The following is a 20715-nucleotide window of genomic DNA, read 5'->3' as shown; positions in this document are numbered from 1 at the left end:
GACCATCGAAGTCGCAAATGCGTAAAATTGTGGCCGCTTCAGTCGCAGGGAACGCGCTGGAATGGTATGATTTTTTTCTGTACGGTACCGCGGCAGCTCTTGTTTTCAGCAAGTTGTTTTTTCCGGCAGGTACAGATCCACTTACTGGTACTCTTGCAGCTTTTGCTGGCTTCGCGGTTGGTTTTGCCGCTCGCCCGTTTGGTGGGATCGTCTTCGGACATATTGGAGACCGGTTGGGACGCAAATATGCTCTTGTGCTTACCCTTTGCATTATGGGTGCCGCTACCTTTTGTATCGGATTGCTACCAACTTATGATCAGATTGGTATTTGGGCACCGGCACTTCTGGTGTTCCTCCGCCTTTTGCAGGGCATCGCTGCGGGCGGTGAGTGGGGCGGTGGCGTGCTGATTATCAGCGAAAATGCTCCTCCCGAGCAACGCGGTCTCTATTCAGCCTGGAGCCAGGTCGGTGTTGCCGCGGGTTTTGTTCTTTCGGCGGGAGCCTTTTATTTCGCGCAGCTGCTTCCTCAAGAGGCTTTCCTGAGTTGGGGATGGCGTGTTCCATTCCTGGCTAGTATCATCATATTCGCTCTTGGCATCTATATTCGCTCCAACCTTCCAGATAGTGCGGAATTTGAGCAGGCGCAGACTGAAAGGAAAACAGAAGCCACGCCACACTTGCCAATCAAGGAAGTTCTGCGGCGCCATCCGCGCGAAGTGCTGCTTGCCATGGGGTTACGAGTGGCCGAAAACGGTGGTTCCTATATTTTTCTGGCATTCGCGTTGGCGTATGGAAAATTTGTCGGCGCAGATCAGGGCACCATGCTGTTGGGTGTAATTTTGTCCATGTCGGTCGCGCTCGGTACAATGGTTTTCTTCGGACATCTATCGGACAAGATCGGAAGACGTCCCGTGTTTATGTTCGGCGCTATCGGGATTATCTGTGTGGCATTTCCGTTCTTCTGGCTTATCGACACGCTTTCAAACCCAATGATTCTTCTCGCCTTTCTGATCGGGAATGCTGTGTGCCACGCGGCGATGGTGGGCACTATGCCAGCCTTCTTTTCCGAGTTGTTCGATCCGGAAGTGCGTTATACTGGCGTTGCCCTGGGACATGAAATTGCGTCTGTTTTCGCAGGTGGAATGTCACCACTGATTGCGACTGCCTTGCTTGCGAGTTTTCAAGCCTCTTGGCCAGTCTCGCTTTTCCTGGCGGGTCTCGGGCTGATATCCGTTATCGCTGTTATCTTATCGAAGGAAACCTCTTCCGGATCTTTGGAAACGCAGAACGTTCCATTAGAAAGGACCATGAGCTGATGGCGCGGCGCCTAAACTATAACGATGTCGTGCTGGCTACGCCGGTAAGTGTACCTTACGAACGTTTCTCGGACCGGACAGCTCATTACTGGATTGGTCGTGCTCTTCGCCTCCTTCTGGAAAAATCTGGTTTCGAGAAAGCTGCAATCGATGGTCTGTCCGTTGCCAGTTTTTCACTCGGATCGGATAGTGCTGTCGCGTTGACCCAGCATTTTGGCTTTTGTACGCGATGGCTTGATCATGTGCCTATGGGTGGCGCAAGCGGAGTAGTAAGTTTGCGAAGGGCTGCACGTGCTGTGCAGTCCGGCGATGCAGATGTTGTTGCCTGCGTTGCTGGTGATACCAATCCACGCGATGGATTCCGTGACCTGGTTCGAAATTTCTCGCGGTTCTCGCAAGACGCAGTTTATCCCTATGGTGCAGCGGGGCCGAATGGCAGTTTTGCTTTTCTCACAGATCACTACATGCGCAAGTTTGGTGCAACTCGCGAGGACTTCGGCAAGATCAGTGTATCGCAGCGGGAAAATGCGCTTCTCTATCCGCATGCGCTGATGAAAAAGCCATTAAGCCTGGAGGATTATCTGAATTCACGCATGATCGCAGACCCCATCTGCCTGTTCGATTGTGTTATGCCCTGTGCAGGTGCTGAGGCTTTTCTGGTTATGCGTGAAGAAACAGCTTTGGCGCAAGGGTTGCAGTATGTCCATCTTCGCTCGGCGATCGAACGGCACAACGCCTTTTCTGACGACCCCGTTCAAGAGCGGGGAGGTTGGGCTCTTGACCGTGACGAACTGTGGGCAATGGCGTGTTGTAGTCCAGCGGAAATCGATCTGGTCCAGACCTATGACGACTATCCAGTCATCGTAATGATGCAGCTTGAAGATCTGGGCTTTTGCCAAAAAGGAGAAGCCAAGGACTTTGTGCGATCTCACAGCATGACTGTTGACGGCGATTTTCCACATAACACGTCGGGTGGACAGTTATCGGTTGGCCAGGCTGGAGCTGCGGGGGGGCATCTGGGTATCGTTGAAACTCTGCGTCAGCTTACCGGTGCATCCCTCGACAATCAGGTAAAGGATGCGCGCCGCGCGCTGATATCAGGCTTTGGTATGATCAATTATGATCGCGGACTATGTTCGGGAGCAGCAATCCTTGAAGGGAAGGGAGCATGACACACGCAGTATCCGCCATAAGCAGTCCAAACGAGATGCAAGGTGCAGGCGTGGGACAGAAAAGTTTCCAACTTCAGAGGTGTGTGGAATGCCTTGCATTTCAGTATCCTGCGCGCGACGCTTGCGTCAATTGCCTGTCGAGCAAACTTGAATGGACCGAGACCAGCGATAGAGGGACCATTCTGGCGCAAACAGTTATACATGTAAGCAATGAGCAGTACTTTAAGTCAAAATTACCGCAATCCATTTGTATTACCAAGCTCGATTGCGGACCTAATATCGTATGCTTTGTTTCTGGTAAAATAAAGGCGGGCGAAAGAGTAATCATTTTGACTGAAAAAGGTTATAATGGAGGAGATGTATACGTCGCTGTATTGAGGTGAATTAAAAAATATATTAATAATTATGAAGATTATTGGAGGGGATGCGGTTGGTATGCTGTGAAAATATAAAATTAACTGTTCGATTTCATAAAATTAATGCCCGGTTTGAGCATCTGTTTGCAGCCAGCATTGGTGGCGCATGTCGGAAGATTATTGAAAATCTTGTCTCGTCACCACACCAGCCACTATCCCGTGCACCGAAAAGTTTCTGATTTGCAATTACCACATCGCTCAACAGTAGGGGCAGGCGGCTCCTGTACATTCAAGGCGTCTGGAGCAGGATGCTGCTGTTGCGGAGTCAGCCAAGGGTTTTGGCCGGGACAAAATTTAGGCAGAGACATTCAGATCCGTAGTAACTCGAGTGTAATCCTGGGACATCAGGCCTCGTTCCAGAACAAGTTCATAAACACCACGTCCGGACCGGTGGGCGTCCAGGGCAGCAGACGGTTTACGTCCGGTCCTTGCGTTTTTCGCTCGCCCGATCTGCTCCGCAAACATAATCGTCCCGTGCTTGTCCTGGACGTTTACGGTATCTTACCGGGATCGGCTGGCGGGAAAGCCGATGCTGACCCTGGCTTCCCCCTCAGCTTGAACAATCAACAAGGACGAACGAGCAGGACCGGCCTGGATTACAGGCTGCCGTGGGAGCGATCTTTGCAACCCTGCAAAGTATCTGTTTTCCCGACCGGTCATTAATTATCGTCTCATCCCCGATCGTTCCGGATATCGTCAGTCGCGGGAGAAAATTGTAGCATTCTGTGATGTGGTAACCATCATATTGTAGTCGTTGACGATCCACTGAAGATCAGAAGAGGCTCCGCCCTTGCGTGCGTCGCCCTTGGTCTTTTCCAGTTTTTCCTGGAAGTCACGCAGTTTGCCAAGAAGGCTTGCAGGACGAGATTCGAAAACGTGGAAGGAGTTTGGATTTTCGGTTGCGTAATCATCCATTTCACGAACGGCACTAGCATAAGAATCCATGGCTTTTTCGAAGGCATTCATGTCGACGACCGGCTTATCGTTATCGGGCAGTAGCTCAACAACAGTATTGGCACGGATCATGACGTTGCGAACATGCCAGCTGGCCTTCTTGCCTTCGGTCTTTTCAATAGCATCAAGCTCCGCCAAATCGATCTTGCTCTTTTCTTCGCCGAGCAGTTCATCGACGTGCTTGCGTTCCCTGGTGAAGTCCGGGGCGTATTCTGCGATCTGCTTATGGAACTCCTTGGCACCAGAAAATTTGTCGGACTTGTAGTCCTTGCGATCATAATATTTGCTGGCCTTGTCGATAACGGGCGCAAGTTTCTTGTAAATAGCGATATAGCTCACCATCGCCTCGTCGAGTGAGGGCAGTTTTGGTTCTGCCGTCGTGGCAGCTTCTGCTGCGTCGATTTCACTGCGTACATCGTAGAGCGAGTAAAGTCCGTAAACGTTTCGTTCCTTGCCGGTCGGTCCCTTCTTCATGTCAACCCAGCTGTCGTAACGGTCGAGCGATTCCGAGGCGCGGATCGTGCGATTTAAAAGCGCAACGTAGGCATTCATTTTTTCGATTGCGGCATTTGGATCGGTGTCGTCGGCTGATTGCGCAAATGCTACTGTCGAAAAAATAACAGCCAGCAGCGTGAACAGGATCGCACGAGGCGAGAAGCGTTTCATTTGTTTTTCCCTCTTGGGTCACATCCCCTTATGAAGTGCATGGGGAGTCAGGATGTTCAGTGAAAAGGGATCTCAGGTGCTATTCCTGAAATCCAGACGTAATGTTTTTCTGGCTAGTCACTGGCATTATCGGGAAGCCAGTTGCGTCCAGAATGGTTTCGGATGATGGTAATGATCGTGACGGCAATTGAAAGAACGATGAGATATTCCACAAAGCGCATTGGCATAACCAACCAGCCGCTGATTGAGTGTTCGATCGCGCCGTGAAGGCTCACGATCTGAAAATCGTAATTTACACCTGTGCTTCCGCCGCCATGACTGACGATTTCGTTGACTTTGACCTGACTGCCCTGACTTCCAAATATCCATGCCAAAGGCAGGTTGTAGATGGGGTTGCCCCTGCTATCGACGCACATACCCACAAACGACATGAATGATACGACTATTGCCGCAGCTTCCGGTCTGCGCCAGTCGATTTTTGCAAACCAAAATACTGCGGAACAAATCACGAGCAGAAGAATGCTTGCGAAACCGTCGACGAAGATGACCGCCTGCATTCCAAATACAAGAATCGCTCCCACAAGGCTGAAAGCTGCCAGGCCACCAATTGCGATGGCAAAAATGCCGAGCACACGCATGAAGGATGATTTTTCCATGGCGGCATTAAACACTGCAGTTAGTAAGGGGCAAGTCGTTGGAGGGAATATCACCAGTTTTTGCGATAAACGCGCATCTTGCCATTTGTATTCCTGAGGAACGACCGGGTCTTGTCCCGATCGATCTCGGCGTTCAAGTCCGAATGCGGCACGTGAATGCAAATTCTTCTGTCTGGTCAGATGGCGACCGGGTTCCGGTACTTGTTCTGCAGGTTCAAGGACGTGGAGAAACGAAAAAGGCGCGATAACGCGTCCTTGTTGCTAGTAATGGCTTCGCCTCACACGGTATTGCCAGGTTGTTTGATCCTGGCGTTTTGGGCGCCATTTTGCCGGCTGCATTCGCAGGGACCGGCTCAAGCCGAATGATAAGTGGTATATGGATGAGGTGATCATAGCGATCGGCGGACGGAAATTCTGGCTTAGGCGGGCAATACACCAAGGCTTCCAAGTGCTTCGCCGCCAGGCTGGTCAGCCTTGCGTTGTCGTGACTGGCAAGCCTGGCAGCGACGTCAAACCGATACAGACCATCGCGCCAGAAATGCACACCGCCACACCCGAAAATGCGAGAAGATCATGGGGCGGTACAAGCGCTTGGTCAGGCTCACGGCTGATTTGTTCACCCCGGGACGAAGTGCATCCATACTCGAACAACCTGGCAATACCAACCAGAAAAAGATGCTCGTTAATGCTGATAGTCACCTATTTTTCCCGAAAATCCGGACCGAAGTTTCAGCATAAACGCCCTACCTCTTGCTCAGCGCAGGGTTGGCAATTCTAATGATGCTCGTTGGTTAGATACCCGATGAAAAGCTGAAACAACTCCGACTGGCTCGAAATGGAAAGACGCTTATAGATGTTCGAGCGATGTATCTTCGCCGTGCCCTCAGAGATATTCATATTCCGCGCTATCGACAAGTTGCTGTGTCCGCGCAAGATCAGGCGCGCGACAATTCGTTGTGTTGGCGTAAGTGTATCCTGGAAAACGCCCAGGAACGTCGCCTCGATATCTTCCTTTTCGTGACTGGTATTAACCGCAGGAATGACCTGCTGGTGATGGCTTGAGATGGCTGCGCTCAACACTGGTGCCATCGACCGAAGCGCTTCGATTTCCGGTTCGCTGAAAGGCTGTTTTCCCTGATTGCGCATCAATGAGTAGACCGCAGCGGTTCGCCCTTTCAAGGGAACAATAAAGCCGATCTCCTCAACCAGCGCCCCTGCCTCGGATGATACGCAGGGGTGAATATCGCGAGCGATAACAAAGCCAGAGTTGAAAAAGCTGTCCGGAGCAAGTTCACTCATCCGCCATAGACCAGCGGGGTGCTCGTTGACGCATGCCACATAAAATGGATCAAGCAGATATCCACCACGCATATAGGCATCCAGCGCCTTGCGGGACACGGTCCGGCTATAGCCGTCATGCACAAGCACCGGGCGATCATTGAACGTAAAGACGAAAATGCAGCTCATATCGAAATCAATGTGACTTTGCAGATTCCGGTCGAGAATGTTGCCGAAACCGGTCGTGCCGATAGAACGTATGATATTGGAAATGCCTTCCGCTTCACGCACATGCACGGTCATGTCTCCCCTATAACTTTCGGCATATCGACGGCCCACTTTAGGGGCACTAGGCTTTCCACTCAACGGTCAAGAGTTCGACACGAAGCGAACCACGGGGAAGTATTCATGAAATGCGGACAAGCTCCGAAGGAGGAAAAATGCCTGGAAGACTATCTGGGAAAGTAGCGCTCATTACTGGAGGTGCAGGCGGCTGCGGCTTGGCCGCGTCTGAACTGTTTGCGCGCGAGGGAGCGAGGGTCGGCATCGTTGATCTACCGCAGAGCGACGGTGCGAACATAGCACAGCGTCTGAACGACGACGGACATTCGGTAGTCTTCGCGCCAGCCGACGTGTCCCGTGCGGATCAGGTGGAAACCGCCTGCCAGCATGTACAGGATACATTCGGCCCCGTTACCGTGTTGATGAACCATGCAGGCATTCTCGCTGCCGGGCCTTTTCTGGAAACAGAAGAAGCGGAATGGGATCGCCTGATGGCTGTGAATGTCAAAAGTATGTTTCTGGTCTCCAAGGCAGTTCTGCCCGGCATGATCGCGGCTGGCGGCGGCAGTATCATCAGTACTTCCTCCATTTCCGCGGTTGTTGGCACACCGATGGAGGTGCTCTACTGCACGAGCAAGGGAGCCTGCCATATGTTCTCAAGGGCGCTGGCTGTCGAATTTCGTGATCGCAATATTCGCAGCAACGCAATTTGTCCTGGCTTTATCGCCACTGCACATGGATTGAAGGAAATCCGGATGCTGAAGAGTTTCGGCGTAGATGTATCGGAAGAGGCAATCAAGGTGGCTCAAGGCCGGCTTTGCCAGCCATCGGAAGTAGCCTCAGCCGCTCTTTTCCTGGCAAGCGACGAATCCAGCTTTGTAAACGGCGCGCATATCTTCGCCGATAACGCCTACACGGCAATCTGACACTTCACGCGGACCGTTTCCGGACAAGGCGCATCATAAGCGTCGCCGAATTCATGAAAGGGGAACAACAATGACAAACCAAATAATGCTGGGTGCAGGTGGGCATTGGCGCAACTGGGTAGGAAACCAGTCCTGTGTGACAAGCGCAGCAGGTGCCCCAACCAGCGAGACGGAACTCTGTGAGATGGTTCACGCAGCAACGTCACAGGGCCTCAATGTGCGCTGCGCTGGTTCTGGCCATTCCTTTACACCCGTAGTCGCGACCAGCGGTCTACTTTTGACATTGTCGGGTATGAAAGGCATCAAGGGCATCGACACGCAGCGCAAACGTGTAACAGCCGCTGCCGGAACCACCATCAACGAGCTTGGTCGTTATCTCAAGGACAATGGCCTGTCGATGGTCAACCAGGGCGATATCGACAGTCAGGCGCTGGCTGGCGCCCTGACGACAGGGACGCATGGAACCGGGGCAAAGCTTTCCAATCTCGCGTCAGCGATTGTAGGCATGAAGATCATTCAGCCCAATGGTGAAATTCTTGTGGCCGATGAGACAACACCTGATCTGCTGAAGGCCAGTCGTGTATCGGTTGGAACGCTGGGCGTCATATCGGAAATCACCTTGCAGCTGTTGGATTCCTACAATCTCCATGAGCGCCTCTGGCGCGAGGACTTTGATGCGTGCATGGAAATGCATGATGAGCTGGCCGCCAAACATCGCCATTTCAGCTTTTTCTGGTGTCCGACAGAACAGAGCCGCCATTGTTACTGCCTGCCGGATACGGCTGCGACTTCTCGCTCCGGTCGCACAACCGATGTGTGTGAGATGAAAACCATGGATATAACCGAGGAAGCACCCATGTCCTCGGATTTCGAAAAGATCGCGTATAGTTCTGAAATCTATCCAATCGAATATGTGCCGAATTTCCACGAACTTGAATATGCTGTGCCCGTCGCCCATGGCAAGGCCGCGGTCAAGGCCGTGCGCAAGCTGATGCTGGAGAAATATCCCGAGTGCATTTATCCGATAGAATATCGCTTTACAGCGGGTGACGATGCCTGGATTAGTCCATTCTTCGAGCAGGATAGTGTAACGGTTTCCGTATCGGGTGAACCTGGAACCGACTATTGGCCTTATTTGCGGGATGTTGACGCCATTCTTCGCAGCTATGGCTCACGACCGCACTGGGGCAAGTTGCACTTTCTCACCGGGCAGGATGTAACAAACATTTATCCCAAAGCCGGGCAATTCCGGGAACTGCGTCGCAAACTCGATCCGCAGGGTTTTTTCCTCAATGATCACCTGTCTCAGCTGTTCAGATGATCTGAGCTGACGGGTGGCTCGGCTACCTTATCCATATCCGCAACAAGAACCATAAAATGGGGACGGCAATGGAACATATCGGAACCTTCGTCATCTACATCATCATGATGTGTGCAATCGCGGGAGCGGTTGCTTCAATCTTCAATAACGAAACGGGCCTTGGTAAAGAATTCGTGGCAGGTCTGCACAGTATCGGTCCTATTTTCATTCCAGTAGCCGGTATCATGGCTTCGATACCGTATCTTTCAAAGTTCATCAGTTCACTCGTCGGACCACTGCACACAATGTTGGGTGCGGACCCGGCTATCGCGGCAACAACGGTAATTGCAGCCGACATGGGTGGGTATCAATTGGCGAAAGCGTTGGCCCAGTCGCCCGAAGGCTGGATCATGGCTTTGGTGGTCGGGTTCATGGCAGGTGCTACAATCATCTTCTCCATTCCAGTCGGGTTAGCCATGCTGAACAAACGCGATCACAAGTACATGGCTTTGGGTATCATGTCGGGCGTTCTCAGCATTCCTGCCGGCGTTATCATAACCTGTTTACTGATCGGCTTCTTCGGCACGAGTATACGCGCCGATATAGCCGCGACGGGGACCCCTGACCTGCCAGTCGATCTTTCGTTCTCCACGATCCTGCGCAACATATTTCCCTTGATTTTGTTTTGCGTGGCCCTTGCAACTGGATTACGATTTCTGCCTGGTCTGATGATTGCGATCTTCCTGTGGTTCGGCAGGATCATGTATGCGGCAATTACGCTGGTCCTGGTCAGCTCAATCGTCGAATATTTTACATCAGCTTTCAGCACGGTACTCGGCGGATGGGGATTTGCACCCATCATCGCCGACAGTGAAGACCAGTTTCGTGCACTGGAGATAGCTGGCTATATAGGCATCATGTTGTGTGGTGCCTTCCCGATGGTTTATCTTCTGAATCGCTACCTGGCGAAACCCATGGAGAAAGCTGGTTCCAGGCTCGGCCTGTCATCGGCTGGAGCAGCCGGACTTTTGGCGGCATCGGCCAATATTCTGGCCATGTTTCGCCTTGTTGAAACAATGCCCCCAAAGGATAAAGTCCTGGTCATTGCGTTTGCTGTTTGCGCGGCCTTCACCTTTGGTGATCACCTGGCCTTTTCTGCCAACTTCCAGCCCACGATTATTCTGCCATTGCTATTGGGAAAAATTGGCGGTGGGCTGATTGGCTTCGCGATTGCCATGTATCTTTCGGTACCACAGGCACTCGAAATTCAAAGAGAAGAGGCAATCTCCCTCAGCCCGGAACCGGAACTGGTCTAGAGCGTTTCCGGTTAAAACGGAGTCGGGAGATCCTCGTTAACTCTTTGTTTTTGTGCATCATCTTATGAAAAGCACGCTTCGTGCTTTTGTTGGAAAAGTTCTTGTGAGTGGGCGGAACTGGAAGTTTTTTATTGCGATGAGCGCCGATTGAAGCCCGAGAAGAATATAGAACCAACCCTGGACTGTATGAGAGCACGAGGGCGACGGGTCAGTAGAAATCGGTCCGGATTTTATCCATCGCAGTTCAATTATCTCAGAAATAACTGCCGGTCGGACCGATGCGCCCATCGGATAGCGCGGGCGCATCGGTGTCCGTTCGGCGATACCATGTTGTAGAGATACCAGTTATAAAAAAATCGGAAATACGTTATTATGTGATCAGGTCGTCGACTAACGCTTTTCGCAAATGAATAGCTATTGCACTTTCTTTGTCGTTACTTCACTCTGCTAGAAATTGTCGCCTTATAAATGGTTCAGGCTTCGTCTTTGATGCTTTGAACACACAAGAAAGGGGGAGGTCCGGTTGGTGCACCATGAACTGTCGTGCAGCGCGGTTATCAGCCGAACTGTCGTTTCCCTCAAGACTTATACGTTGCCAGTATGGCGGGATGTTAATGTTTCCGGCCCGGAGATCTGACATGGGAACGGTGTTGGCCCTGCGAAATTGTGCGCTAGTGTTGGTCACATTCATCGTGTTGTCCATCTGGCAGGGTTCCGGTTGGGCTCAGGAGACAGCCCCAGAGGTGCCGCCTGAGAAAGTAAGACAGCTTCTCGAGGTGCTCAATGAGCCAGACGTCAAGGCGTGGCTGGAAAGCAAAGCCGCTCCGCCGCCCGCAACTGCGCCGGCGCTTTCGGACACCTTTGCAAGTTGGGAAACAGCAGTTCGCAACCGTATCGCCGGGCTTGTTGCTGCTGTGCCTCGCATCCCCCGGGAACTGGCGGACGCTTCCGGTGTGATCGCGCGTGACGTTAATGACGGCAGGCCAGGCAAGGTCATCCTCATTCTGGTCGCGTTAATGGCGGTGGGTTTCGGTGCCGAATGGCTGGTAAGGAAATGGCTGCCGAACAAAGCATTATCTTACGGGCGAAATCTGGTTCCACAGGCAATCCTGGCCAATCTGGCCGCTTTGCTGACCTTTTCGTTGGCCAGTATCGGATCATTCCTGATACTGGAATGGCCGCCATTGTTGCGGAGGATCATATTGACCCTCCTCGTAGCTGTTATCGCCTTCCGTTTCGTGCGAAGCATCTGCACCCCAGCCACTGTTCTCCTTGCCATCCAGCCTTCAACGACGCCAGATCAACCGCCCGATGAAATGCCAAATGGCACGTTTCCCGAGCGGCAAGCGGCGGCAGACGGTATCACGACGGCGAGTTTCTGGAGCCGGCGTATCAGTGTTATGGCCGGAGTTTTCTTGTTCGGCTGGGCAATAGTCAGCATCATGCGCGCTGTCGGCTTTTCGCCAGAAGTTGCACAGATAGGGTCATTTCTGCTGGGACTTGGGCTGCTGCCTGTCGCGATTGAGGTAGTATGGCGTCACCCTGGCCCCGGTCCATCGGCTTTGAAGGCTATGCTGCTTACTCTCTTTCTGATCGGCCTCTGGTTGATCTGGGTTGGTGGAATGCTGGGGGTCCTGTGGATCGGCATCTATGCGCTTTTATTACCACCCGTTCTGCGCGGTGCAGGTCGTTTGGCGCAGGCGTTTGCCGGTAACGATAAGCCAACCGGTGTCATTGGCGTAATATTCGATGTCATTGTTGCCAGAGGGGCGAGGGCACTGGTCATTGCGGCAGCGGTCGTCTGGCTGGCCTACTTGTGGAAATTCAGTGCTGCGGCACTGTCCGGGAACGGACTCGGCGAGCGCTTGGTCAATGGTCTATTCAACGCCATCATTATCCTGGTCGTAGCCGACTTGCTCTGGCAATTGTCGAAGGCATTGATCGACTATCAGTTAAGGGCCGTCGATCCAGCCGACGTCAGCGTTGCGGCGATAGCACGTTCGGGTCGTGTGCGTACATTGTTGCCGATATTTCGCAATGCGCTTGCCGCATTCATTGCCGTTGTAGCCGTGCTGACAATTCTATCGGGCATGGGCGTACAAATCCTGCCTTTGATCGCGGGAGCCGGCATTTTTGGCGTCGCCATCGGCTTTGGCGCGCAAACGCTTGTCAAAGACATCTTGAGCGGGGTTTTCTATATGCTTGATGACGCATTCCGCGTCGGAGAGTATATCCAGAGCGGATCGTACAAAGGAACGGTGGAATCCTTCAGTCTGCGCTCCATAAGACTGCGGCACCATCGCGGTCCGGTCTTCACCGTACCGTTCGGCCAGCTTGGCGCTATTCAGAACATGAGCCGCGATTGGGTGATCGAAAAGATGACAATCGGGGTCACCCACGACTCTGATGTTGAACTTGCCCGCAAGCTGATCAAACAGATCGGTCTGGAACTGGCGGAAGACCCGGAATTCGCGGCCAATACGATCGAGCCGTTGAAGATGCAAGGTATCGATAGTTTCGGCGAGTACTCAATCCTCCTGCGGACGAAACTGATGACCAAACCCGGGACACAGTTCGGCATCAAGCGGCGGGCGAACATGATGATCAAGAAGGCTTTCGAAGAAAACGGCATCAAGATCGCTTATCCGAAAGTTCACGTGGAGGGGGGGAGTGAGACGGCAGCCGCAAGCGCAAGTCACGAGATCATGCGCAAAATGCACGCTCAGGCAGCTGCAACAGAAGAAAAAACATAATTGGGTTTGACTGCGTGAACTCTGATTAGCAAGAACGATCCCGGTGCGTCCAAAATCCTGCCCCGATGGGCGTTATCAGGCGATATTCCTTGAACGGCAGTCCGATGGGTCACTGCGTCTTCTTGGCCGCATGCGCAAAGAATTGCCGGATATCTTACCGCTTGGACGATTACTTTAGATAGTGAATATGAGGCCGTCCGGTGTAGGGGGATGGTTCCACTCGAGCATCGATAGAGAACACCTCTTTGAGTATATCCTCATTAATTACATCGTCCGGCGTTCCCGAAGCTACGATCTTTCCTGCCGACATAACGATTAACTCATCGCAAAACATGGCTGCGTGATTAAGGTCGTGCAGCGCAATTATGCTCGTGATCCGCAGCCCGGAAATCAGCTTCAGCAAGCTCATTTGGTGATGGACATCCAGATGGTTGGTCGGTTCATCAAGGATAAGCTCTTCTGGCGTCTGCGCCAGTGCCCTTGCTATGTGAGCGCGTTGCTTCTCTCCACCTGACAGGCTTTGCCACTGGTCATTTTTCTTGGTTGTCATACCGGTGCGTTCAATCGCATCTCGTACGGCTGTCTCGTCAGCGCCGGTCCATCCGGAGAACATTGACCTGTGTGGAAAGCGTCCAAGTCTTATAACGTCCATAACCTTGAGACTGGCATTTGTCGTTGCGTGCTGCTCGACAAAAGCCACACGCTGCGCGATACTTCGTCGGGCAACCGTATTGATATCTTTTCCATCAAGCAGGACATGCCCAGAACAGGGGTGTTTTAATCCTGCGATCAGGCGTAACAGGGATGTCTTTCCCGAACCGTTTGGTCCTAAAAGACCCAGCATCCTTCCAGGCTTCGCTTCGAACGAAACGTCGTTGATTATGGCTTTCTTGCCGATTTTCCAGACAAGATTTTCGGCTCTGATACTCATGATGGGCGCTGGAACCGGTAAAGAATGATCGAGAAGAAGGGCACGCCAACAAGCGCTGTCACCACGCCTATGGGAAGGACCTGTTGCGGTATCAGCGCGCGCGAAGCGATATCGGCCAGCACCATAAAGACTGCGCCGACAATGGCACATGCGGGCAACAATCTTATGTGTAGCGGCCCGACAATGAAGCGTGCAGCGTGAGGGACTACGAGCCCCACGAAGCCTATCGAACCGACCATGCTGACGATGGTGGCTGTCATCATTGCCGTGAGTGCAAACAGGACAATGCGTGCTCGACCGACATTGACGCCGAGCGCGGAGGCGGCTTCGTCCCCGAATGCAAATGCATCCAGAACATGGGCGTAGAGAAGGCAAGCGACTAGGCCGATGGTGATGACGACTGACACCAGCATGAATTCTGGCCATCGAACACCACCGAAGCTGCCAAGAAGCCAGAACATCACATCACGAGCCTGCTGGGCATTGCCGGATGTTGTGACGATGTATGATGTTGCAGCGTTGAAGAGTTGCGATGCAGCAACACCTGCCAGAATGGTACGATCCGCACCTCCACGCGTGCCATTTGAGAGAAGGGCAACGAAGAAAAAGGCCGCAAACGCGCCAACGAATGCACCCGCCGACAATGAAACAGCGCCAGCACCTATGCCGAGAATGACAACTGTTACAGCGCCAGTTGATGCGCCGGCGGAAATGCCCAGAACATACGGCTCAGCCAGCGGATTACGCAAAAGTGACTGCATGATCGCGCCCGAAAGTGCGAGGCCTGCACCGCAAAATGCTGCCACCAACGCACGGCTGAGGCGGTAATCCCAAATCACAGTCTCATGAATGCGGTTGAGTTCGACTGAACTCCATCCAAGGCGATTGGTTATCGCTGCGAAGGTTGTCGATAAAGGGATCGGCAAGTCGCCTATGCCGACGCTGACACCCACTACGAATCCGATTGCCACAAGTGACGCCAGCAGCATAATGCTGAAGGCGCCCCAATGCCTTAAAGAATGGCCAGCAGCACTCACTTGAGAATACCGAGCGCTTTCAACTGTTCCGCGACCTGTTCCGCACCGTAAATTGTGCGGATGGTCGGGTTCATAGCCTGACCGTCCATGACGGCAATAGCTTTGTTCTTGACCGCTGGCATCTGGCTGACCGCAGGGTCTGTGTTGAGAAACTGAATCTTGGCCTCAGGTTTGTCCAGTTCCCAACGATTACGATCGAGATTGGCAACGACAATGACATCGGGGTCGGCGGCGATGATGCTTTCCCAGCCAAGCGTCGGCCATTCAGCTTCCGCCTTGATGGCATTTTCGCCGCCCAGAACATCAGCGATGAAGCTCGATGCACCGTTTCCGCCACCCAGATAGGCGTCAGCTGATGGTGACGGGCTGGAGAACCAGAAGACGTAAGAAAGTTTCTTGCCGCTCGCTGGAACTCTTGCGCGCAATGCTGCCTCGCGTGCTTTGAAATCAGTGATTAGTGCCTGCCCGCGATCTGAAACATCGAAAATCTGCGAGAGCTCGTCGATCTCCCTATATAGAAGATCCATGTTCCACAGCTTGTCGCGGCTGCCATACTCATCCTTGACCTGCTCTGTACTGAGGCACGTGCTCGGCGAAAGATAAGTCGGAACTCCGACCTTGTCGAAATCATCACGCTTTGCAACCTTGCTGTTTGGTCCTATGAGGCTTGGAAGAGCTGCGGCTACGAAATCCGGGTTCTCTGCAAGCATCGACTCAAAAGTCGGAAACTCGACGGTCAAAAGCTTCACTTTGGAATTGGCAACCTCAAGCTGCGGCAAAACCTTGCTCGGCCAGAACGCTGTTCCCGCCATTTTGCTCTCAAGCCCCAGTAGCAACATGATTTCAGCGCTGTTCTGTCCAAGGCCGATAGCGCGTTCCGGCGCATTTGCAAACGTAACTTTCTTGCCGCAATTTTCGAGCGTTAGTGGATACTGAGTAGCCGCTTTTGCCGTGTTGTTTTGGAACGCGAGCAGGGCGACAAGGCCCGTAGCGGCCAGAAGAGTTTTCTTTGCGATCACTGGTAATGTCCTGAATTGCGGGTCGCGGTCTACCCTTTGCCGGTTAAACCGGTTCTCTATAGTCTGAATGATGATTTTAAAACAAGAGTTAATTGGTCCTGATTTATCCGTCAAATATCGAAGCAAAGCACCGCGAGACACGGGGGCAGTACCAGGCGCCAAACAAACACAAGAATATGCGGTGCTAAAGAATGTCCTTCATCTCATTTATGTAGAACAACAATCGCCGGCGGTGAAATGGCCCGGACCCAGCAACCACCTTATCCCCTTTAACTTACGCCATAATTTGTGTGACCGACCGCGTTGCTGAAATCATCATCGGCACAAATTGTCTGACCAGAGTATCTTCATTATAGCGAAGATTGGAGGCTGCAAGAACTGCTGCCGCTGTAGTATGACCGTCCGGGAGATAAATAGGGGCAGCAAGTGCGATATCGTTAGTGTAAACCTGTTCTTCAGCGATGGCAAAACCGCGTTGACGCGTCTCGTGGATACGTTGCCAGATTTTCTCGGGTTCGAAAATTGTTTTAGGCGTATACGCCCGTAAATCGCTGCGTGCCAGAATGTCATCAATTCTCGCATCGTCAAGACCGGCAAGAAACACAAGCCCAGCGGCAGAACAATAAGCGGGGAGCTTGCTACCGACGATGACGTCGTTATCAAGCGTATTCGATGAAAGGTAACGCGCAAGATAAATGATATCGGTATCGTCGAGCAAAGTGAGCGAGATAGTCTCTCCCGTACTCCGGTTAAGATGCAGGAGATAGGGATGAGCTCTTTGCACAAGCACACTCGACCGCGTGTAGCGATAAGCCATGTTTAATGACTTTGCCGCAAGCTCATAAGTCTTGCTGCCGGGAACTTTCTGCAGATAGCCAAGGTTCAGCAATGTGTGTGCAAAGCGTTGTGCAGCTGACCGGTCTATTCCGGCCCGTTGCGCAAGCTGTGTCAAATTCTGACGAGAATGCAGAGTGTCAAAGGTCTCAAGAACGCGAAAGGCTTTTTCAACAGAGCGGACCATCATGGGGTCGTCCAGTTCGTCAGCGTCCATTCTCATTACAACCTATCTTCTACTATCGGGCAGCATTTCCGATACCATCCATTTGGCCAATATAACTACTTATTCCCTCGTGATTTAGAGAATTTTCTGTGCATTTCGGTTACACATCTGGCTGATGCGGGAGGAACGCAGGTGCCGAGATCCGGCACCTGACATTGATCAGAAACGGATACCATCTGGCAGAGCCGTTATATCCATACCTGCATCCTTGAAGCCTTCAAGCAGGAGCGGGGCGATGGTTTGGTTCGAACGGTTTTCGTCGGCCCATTTTTGGAGAAACTGTTGAACGCGACCATCCTCGTCTTTCCGTGTAGCGGCTGAAACAGGGATGCCGTGAACAGGTTCCGGGACAGTATAGCTCGAGAAAACCCCCCGCGCACTTTCGAATGTCTTTATGCAGATTGGAAGTTCCTGCAACATATAACCGGCGCGTCCAGACTGTACGGCCATGATGGCTTCGCTCATTTCCTTCAGGCTCATTATCTTTGCCTCAGGCATGTCGTCCTTGATAAAGTTCGTCTGCGCTGCACCCGTGACCATCGCAAACGTCACATCCGGCTTATTGTATTCGGACCATTTTTGAGGTGGTTCTTTGCCCTTTGCTCCGATAACGCAATCCGACATTTGCCAGACAGGTCCGGCCATCGCCAGAGCTTTCTTGCGTTCTTCGGTAGCGGTCATGCCCGGGAATATATCAAGTCGTCCCGATTGCAAGTCGAGGACGATGCTTTGCCAGGTAACTTCGCGCCATTTTAGCTTGAGTTCTTTCCCCATCGCTTTGCCGAGATCTGCGGCCATCTGCCGACACACACGTGGACCATAGCCAGCGTACTCAAGTTCACCACCAACATGGAACGAAGTTGGAGGATAGTTCCTGACTCCACCGCATACAACTTCACCGGTACGTGCGATCTTGTCCCAGACGGATTCAGCCATCACCGGCGCTGAAATCGTGACGCTCGCCACGGTTAGTAGCGCTGCTGCCATCGGTTTAATCATTCTATTGCTTCCCTTCGAATTGCCCTTCTCTGAGGGCTTTAATTTGACGGGTGAGACATTGTCCTGACCATTGCCAGTCGGCAAGAGAAAAATCGATTATTGACATGTTTCGTAACAAAAGAGTCGGAAAAGAATGATAACTAACTATAAATAATCGTAATGTGATTAAACGATATCGTAATACGCACATAATACAAATTTATGTGCAAAAATACTTTCCAGCATCAACGAATCGAGTTAGCTGCAAAAAGGGCGACCTGATCCGGGACTTACCGTCGCTGCAAAATGGGAGTGCAATCCGATGTATCAATTTGACTGGTCTGTTATCCAGGACAGCCAACTATGGCTCAATGCGATCGGTGTGACCGTAGCATATGCGTTTGTCACTTCGTTGGCCGGTCTCGTCATCGGTGTGGTTCTGGGGCTTGCTCTTGTATCGCGTATTCCCGTCCTGACATTGATCATCAATGCGTACATTCACCTTTTTCGGTGCACCCCTCTGCTTGTGCAGATCGTTTGGTTCTTTTATGCGCTGCCGATGCTCACCGGTTATACCTTGCCTGACTGGTTCGCAGCAGGGTTGGGGCTGACACTCTACATGGCGGCATTTTCAGCCGAAATTTTCAGAGCGGGCGTCATCTCGATTGATCGCGGACAATGGGAAGCGTCCACCGTCCTGGGTTTCTCATACTTTACCAAAATGCGACATATCATTCTGCCGCAGGCCACACGGCGCATGATTCCGCCAATCGTCAGTCAGACGATTCTGCAGCTCAAAAACACATCCCTACTGTCGGTGGTTGCCGTTCCTGACCTCATGTATGCCGCCGGTAGTCTGACGATGGAAACCTATCGTCCACTTGAGGTCTACACCTTCGCGGCTCTTCTTTATCTGGCAATCCTCACGCCTGTGACGTTGATAGCCAATCGCTTCGAAATCAAACATTAACGGTGGTTGCGATGATCAGTGTTCAGAACCTGAGAAAAACATTCGGTGATCATGAAGTATTGAAAGGCATTGACCTATTAGTAAACCGCGGTGATGTAGCGGTGCTTATTGGCCCGTCAGGCTGCGGCAAATCCACCTTGCTCCGCTGTCTCGACCTTCTGGAACAGCCAACGCGAGGTCTGATCGAAGTTGCTGGTAATCGGCTTGAATTCGAACCGAAGAGCAAAATCGCTGAACGCGTCAAGGCTGAGTTTCGCCGGAAGACGGGGATGGTCTTCCAGGGGTTTCATCTCTTCCCTCATATGACAGTCCTGCAAAACGTGATGTCTGGTCCATTGCTTAACAGGTTGAAAACCAAAAGCCAGTCACGCAAACTCGCGATGAGGTTACTCGATCGGGTCGGGTTGACGGACAAGATTGATCTGTTCCCGCAACAGATTTCGGGTGGACAGGCCCAACGCGTTGCGATCGCCCGTGCGTTGGCTCTTGAGCCTGAAGTTATGCTTTTCGACGAGCCGACTTCAGCTCTTGATCCTGAGTTGGTCGGAGAGGTTCTCGACGTTATGCAAGGCCTGGCCGCAGACGGTACCACTATGATTGTAGTGACCCACGAAATGAGCTTTGCCCGACACGTTGCCTCGAAGGTCATTTTCATGGAAGCCGGACACATTGTGGAGACAGGTGCACCCGACGAAATTCTCCATCAACCAAAGACCGAACGGCTCAAAAACTTTCTTTCAAAAGTTGAGCACTAATCCACCTTCCTGACTAGAGCGGATGATCGACAATGAAACATACTGATCTGCGGGGAATGTTTCCTGCAATTCCCACGCCTTTGACCGAAAATGGTCAGCTAGATGTGGCAAAGCTTGAAGCGCTGGTTGAAATCAACATCGCCGGCGGCGCAAAGGGCTTGGCCCCAGTTGGTGGAACGGGTGAATTTACTGCGCTTTCATATAAAACAAGGGTTAACGTTGTTCGTGAAACCGTTCGCATTGTTAACGGACGCGTACCCGTCGTGGCAGGCGTAGTTTCTCCCGGTTGGGCGGAGGCAGTGGAGCACGGACTGGCCTTCAAAGAAACTGGCGCTGACGCGCTGCTTCTCGTCACACCATTCTACGTGATACCGAGCCAGCAAGGGGTGATCGACTATTTTCGAACCTACCGCACTACTGTTGATCTACCGCTCATTTATTATGATGTTCCCGCCCGCACCAGTTTTGTTTCCGCCGTTGATACTCTCAAGACCCTGGGAGAAGACGGGACCATCATAGGTGCAAAAATTTGCAACACCGATGCGTATTATTTCCAGCGTCTGTCCGCAGAGATCGGAAATCGTATAGCACTGCTGTCGGGAGACGACATGATGTATGCTATCCACGTCATGTATGGCGCGACAGGGGGTATTTTAGCCAGCGCGCCAATGCTGCCGGCCTATTGGACACGAATACACGATACATTGGCTGGCGGTAATCTTGCTGATGGTATAGACCTTCATCGAAAGCTTCTTCCGACGTTTCTGGCCCTGTTCAACGAGGTCAACCCTGGGCCTCTGAAAACAATGATGGGCCGTCTGGGACTGCCAGTTGGTCCTGTATCGCTGCCCTTGAAAGCGCCGGATAACAAGACTGAAAAACTAATTATCGAAGCTGTCGAACGCCTGCGAGCCGAAGGGATCGCATAAG

At 52.2% G+C, this 20715-nt stretch carries 19 protein-coding genes; 10 read left to right on the top strand and 9 right to left on the bottom strand.

Features of this window, described 5'->3' with window-relative positions:
* The first annotated feature begins 17 nt into the window (after positions 1-17).
* The 3 genes from AAE521_RS09240 to AAE521_RS09230 are packed head-to-tail and all read left to right on the top strand — an operon-like array spanning position 18 to position 2871.
* Positions 18-1316, top strand: a complete 1299-nt coding sequence (locus AAE521_RS09240) for an MFS transporter (RefSeq protein WP_342061148.1) — start codon at positions 18-20, stop codon at positions 1314-1316.
* Complete coding sequence (locus tag AAE521_RS09235) at positions 1316-2488, top strand: thiolase family protein (protein ID WP_071632478.1); 1173 nt, start codon at positions 1316-1318, stop codon at positions 2486-2488. The genes AAE521_RS09240 and AAE521_RS09235 overlap by 1 nt, the downstream gene beginning before the upstream one ends.
* Positions 2485-2871 carry a Zn-ribbon domain-containing OB-fold protein gene (locus tag AAE521_RS09230; protein ID WP_342061147.1) on the top strand — a complete coding sequence of 129 codons (387 nt, stop codon included), beginning with the start codon at positions 2485-2487 and terminating at the stop codon, positions 2869-2871. The genes AAE521_RS09235 and AAE521_RS09230 overlap by 4 nt, the downstream gene beginning before the upstream one ends.
* Positions 2872-3600: 729 nt before the next feature.
* On the opposite strand, the gene AAE521_RS09225 is transcribed toward AAE521_RS09230, so the two are convergent.
* The 4 genes from AAE521_RS09225 to AAE521_RS09210 all read right to left on the bottom strand — a co-directional run bounded on the left by AAE521_RS09225 (position 3601) and on the right by AAE521_RS09210 (position 6761).
* Positions 3601-4524, bottom strand: a complete 924-nt coding sequence (locus tag AAE521_RS09225; RefSeq protein WP_342061146.1) for a YiiG family protein — start codon at positions 4522-4524, stop codon at positions 3601-3603.
* Between the two features lie 113 nt (positions 4525-4637).
* On the bottom strand, positions 4638-5342 hold the full coding sequence (locus tag AAE521_RS09220; RefSeq protein WP_342061145.1) for a hypothetical protein: 705 nt from the start codon (positions 5340-5342) through the stop codon (positions 4638-4640).
* 306 nt (positions 5343-5648) lie between these two features.
* Positions 5649-5879 carry a hypothetical protein gene (locus AAE521_RS09215; RefSeq protein WP_342061144.1) on the bottom strand — a complete coding sequence of 77 codons (231 nt, stop codon included), beginning with the start codon at positions 5877-5879 and terminating at the stop codon, positions 5649-5651.
* 75 nt (positions 5880-5954) lie between these two features.
* Positions 5955-6761 carry a helix-turn-helix transcriptional regulator gene (locus AAE521_RS09210; protein WP_071634201.1) on the bottom strand — a complete coding sequence of 269 codons (807 nt, stop codon included), beginning with the start codon at positions 6759-6761 and terminating at the stop codon, positions 5955-5957.
* Between the two features lie 137 nt (positions 6762-6898).
* Here AAE521_RS09210 and AAE521_RS09205 point away from each other — a divergent pair, with 137 nt between their 5' ends.
* The 4 genes from AAE521_RS09205 to AAE521_RS09190 all read left to right on the top strand — a co-directional run bounded on the left by AAE521_RS09205 (position 6899) and on the right by AAE521_RS09190 (position 13035).
* A complete protein-coding gene (locus AAE521_RS09205) occupies positions 6899-7666 on the top strand; it encodes an SDR family NAD(P)-dependent oxidoreductase (RefSeq protein WP_071634200.1) in 768 nt (255 codons plus the stop codon).
* Between the two features lie 85 nt (positions 7667-7751).
* Entirely contained in the window at positions 7752-8987 is a 1236-nt protein-coding gene (locus AAE521_RS09200; protein WP_342061187.1) for a D-arabinono-1,4-lactone oxidase, read from the top strand.
* Between the two features lie 68 nt (positions 8988-9055).
* Positions 9056-10282 (top strand): ethanolamine utilization protein EutH, encoded by a 1227-nt coding sequence (gene eutH / locus AAE521_RS09195; protein ID WP_342061143.1) that lies wholly within the window; start codon positions 9056-9058, stop codon positions 10280-10282.
* Positions 10283-10920: 638 nt separating this feature from the next.
* Positions 10921-13035, top strand: a complete 2115-nt coding sequence (locus tag AAE521_RS09190; protein ID WP_342061142.1) for a mechanosensitive ion channel family protein — start codon at positions 10921-10923, stop codon at positions 13033-13035.
* Positions 13036-13204: 169 nt separating this feature from the next.
* Here AAE521_RS09190 and AAE521_RS09185 read toward each other — a convergent pair whose 3' ends face one another.
* The 5 genes from AAE521_RS09185 to AAE521_RS09165 all read right to left on the bottom strand — a co-directional run bounded on the left by AAE521_RS09185 (position 13205) and on the right by AAE521_RS09165 (position 18081).
* The gene (locus AAE521_RS09185; RefSeq protein WP_342061141.1) at positions 13205-13966 is read right to left on the bottom strand and encodes an ABC transporter ATP-binding protein; all 762 of its coding nucleotides are present in this window, start codon (positions 13964-13966) and stop codon (positions 13205-13207) included.
* On the bottom strand, positions 13963-14955 hold the full coding sequence (locus AAE521_RS09180; RefSeq protein ID WP_342061140.1) for a FecCD family ABC transporter permease: 993 nt from the start codon (positions 14953-14955) through the stop codon (positions 13963-13965). The genes AAE521_RS09185 and AAE521_RS09180 overlap by 4 nt, the downstream gene beginning before the upstream one ends.
* Before the next feature lie 44 nt (positions 14956-14999).
* Complete coding sequence (locus AAE521_RS09175; protein WP_342061139.1) at positions 15000-16022, bottom strand: ABC transporter substrate-binding protein; 1023 nt, start codon at positions 16020-16022, stop codon at positions 15000-15002.
* A gap of 274 nt (positions 16023-16296) precedes the next feature.
* A complete protein-coding gene (locus AAE521_RS09170; protein WP_342061138.1) occupies positions 16297-17073 on the bottom strand; it encodes an IclR family transcriptional regulator in 777 nt (258 codons plus the stop codon).
* Between the two features lie 168 nt (positions 17074-17241).
* On the bottom strand, positions 17242-18081 hold the full coding sequence (locus tag AAE521_RS09165) for a transporter substrate-binding domain-containing protein (RefSeq protein ID WP_342061137.1): 840 nt from the start codon (positions 18079-18081) through the stop codon (positions 17242-17244).
* 301 nt (positions 18082-18382) lie between these two features.
* On the opposite strand from AAE521_RS09165, the gene AAE521_RS09160 reads away from it, so the two are divergent.
* From AAE521_RS09160 to AAE521_RS09150, 3 genes are read left to right on the top strand one after another with little or no spacing between them, the layout of a single operon-like run.
* A complete protein-coding gene (locus AAE521_RS09160; protein WP_342061136.1) occupies positions 18383-19030 on the top strand; it encodes an amino acid ABC transporter permease in 648 nt (215 codons plus the stop codon).
* 11 nt (positions 19031-19041) lie between these two features.
* Positions 19042-19785 (top strand): amino acid ABC transporter ATP-binding protein, encoded by a 744-nt coding sequence (locus AAE521_RS09155; protein ID WP_342061135.1) that lies wholly within the window; start codon positions 19042-19044, stop codon positions 19783-19785.
* Positions 19786-19817: 32 nt separating this feature from the next.
* Positions 19818-20714 carry a dihydrodipicolinate synthase family protein gene (locus AAE521_RS09150; protein ID WP_342061134.1) on the top strand — a complete coding sequence of 299 codons (897 nt, stop codon included), beginning with the start codon at positions 19818-19820 and terminating at the stop codon, positions 20712-20714.
* The last annotated feature ends 1 nt before the right edge of the window (position 20715 follow it).

The organism is Brucella cytisi, assembly GCF_038433355.1.
In the GTDB taxonomy this organism is placed as follows: Bacteria; Pseudomonadota; Alphaproteobacteria; order Rhizobiales; family Rhizobiaceae; genus Brucella; species Brucella cytisi.
Note: the sequence above shows the minus strand (reverse complement) of the source record. Positions and strands in the feature narration are given on the sequence as shown.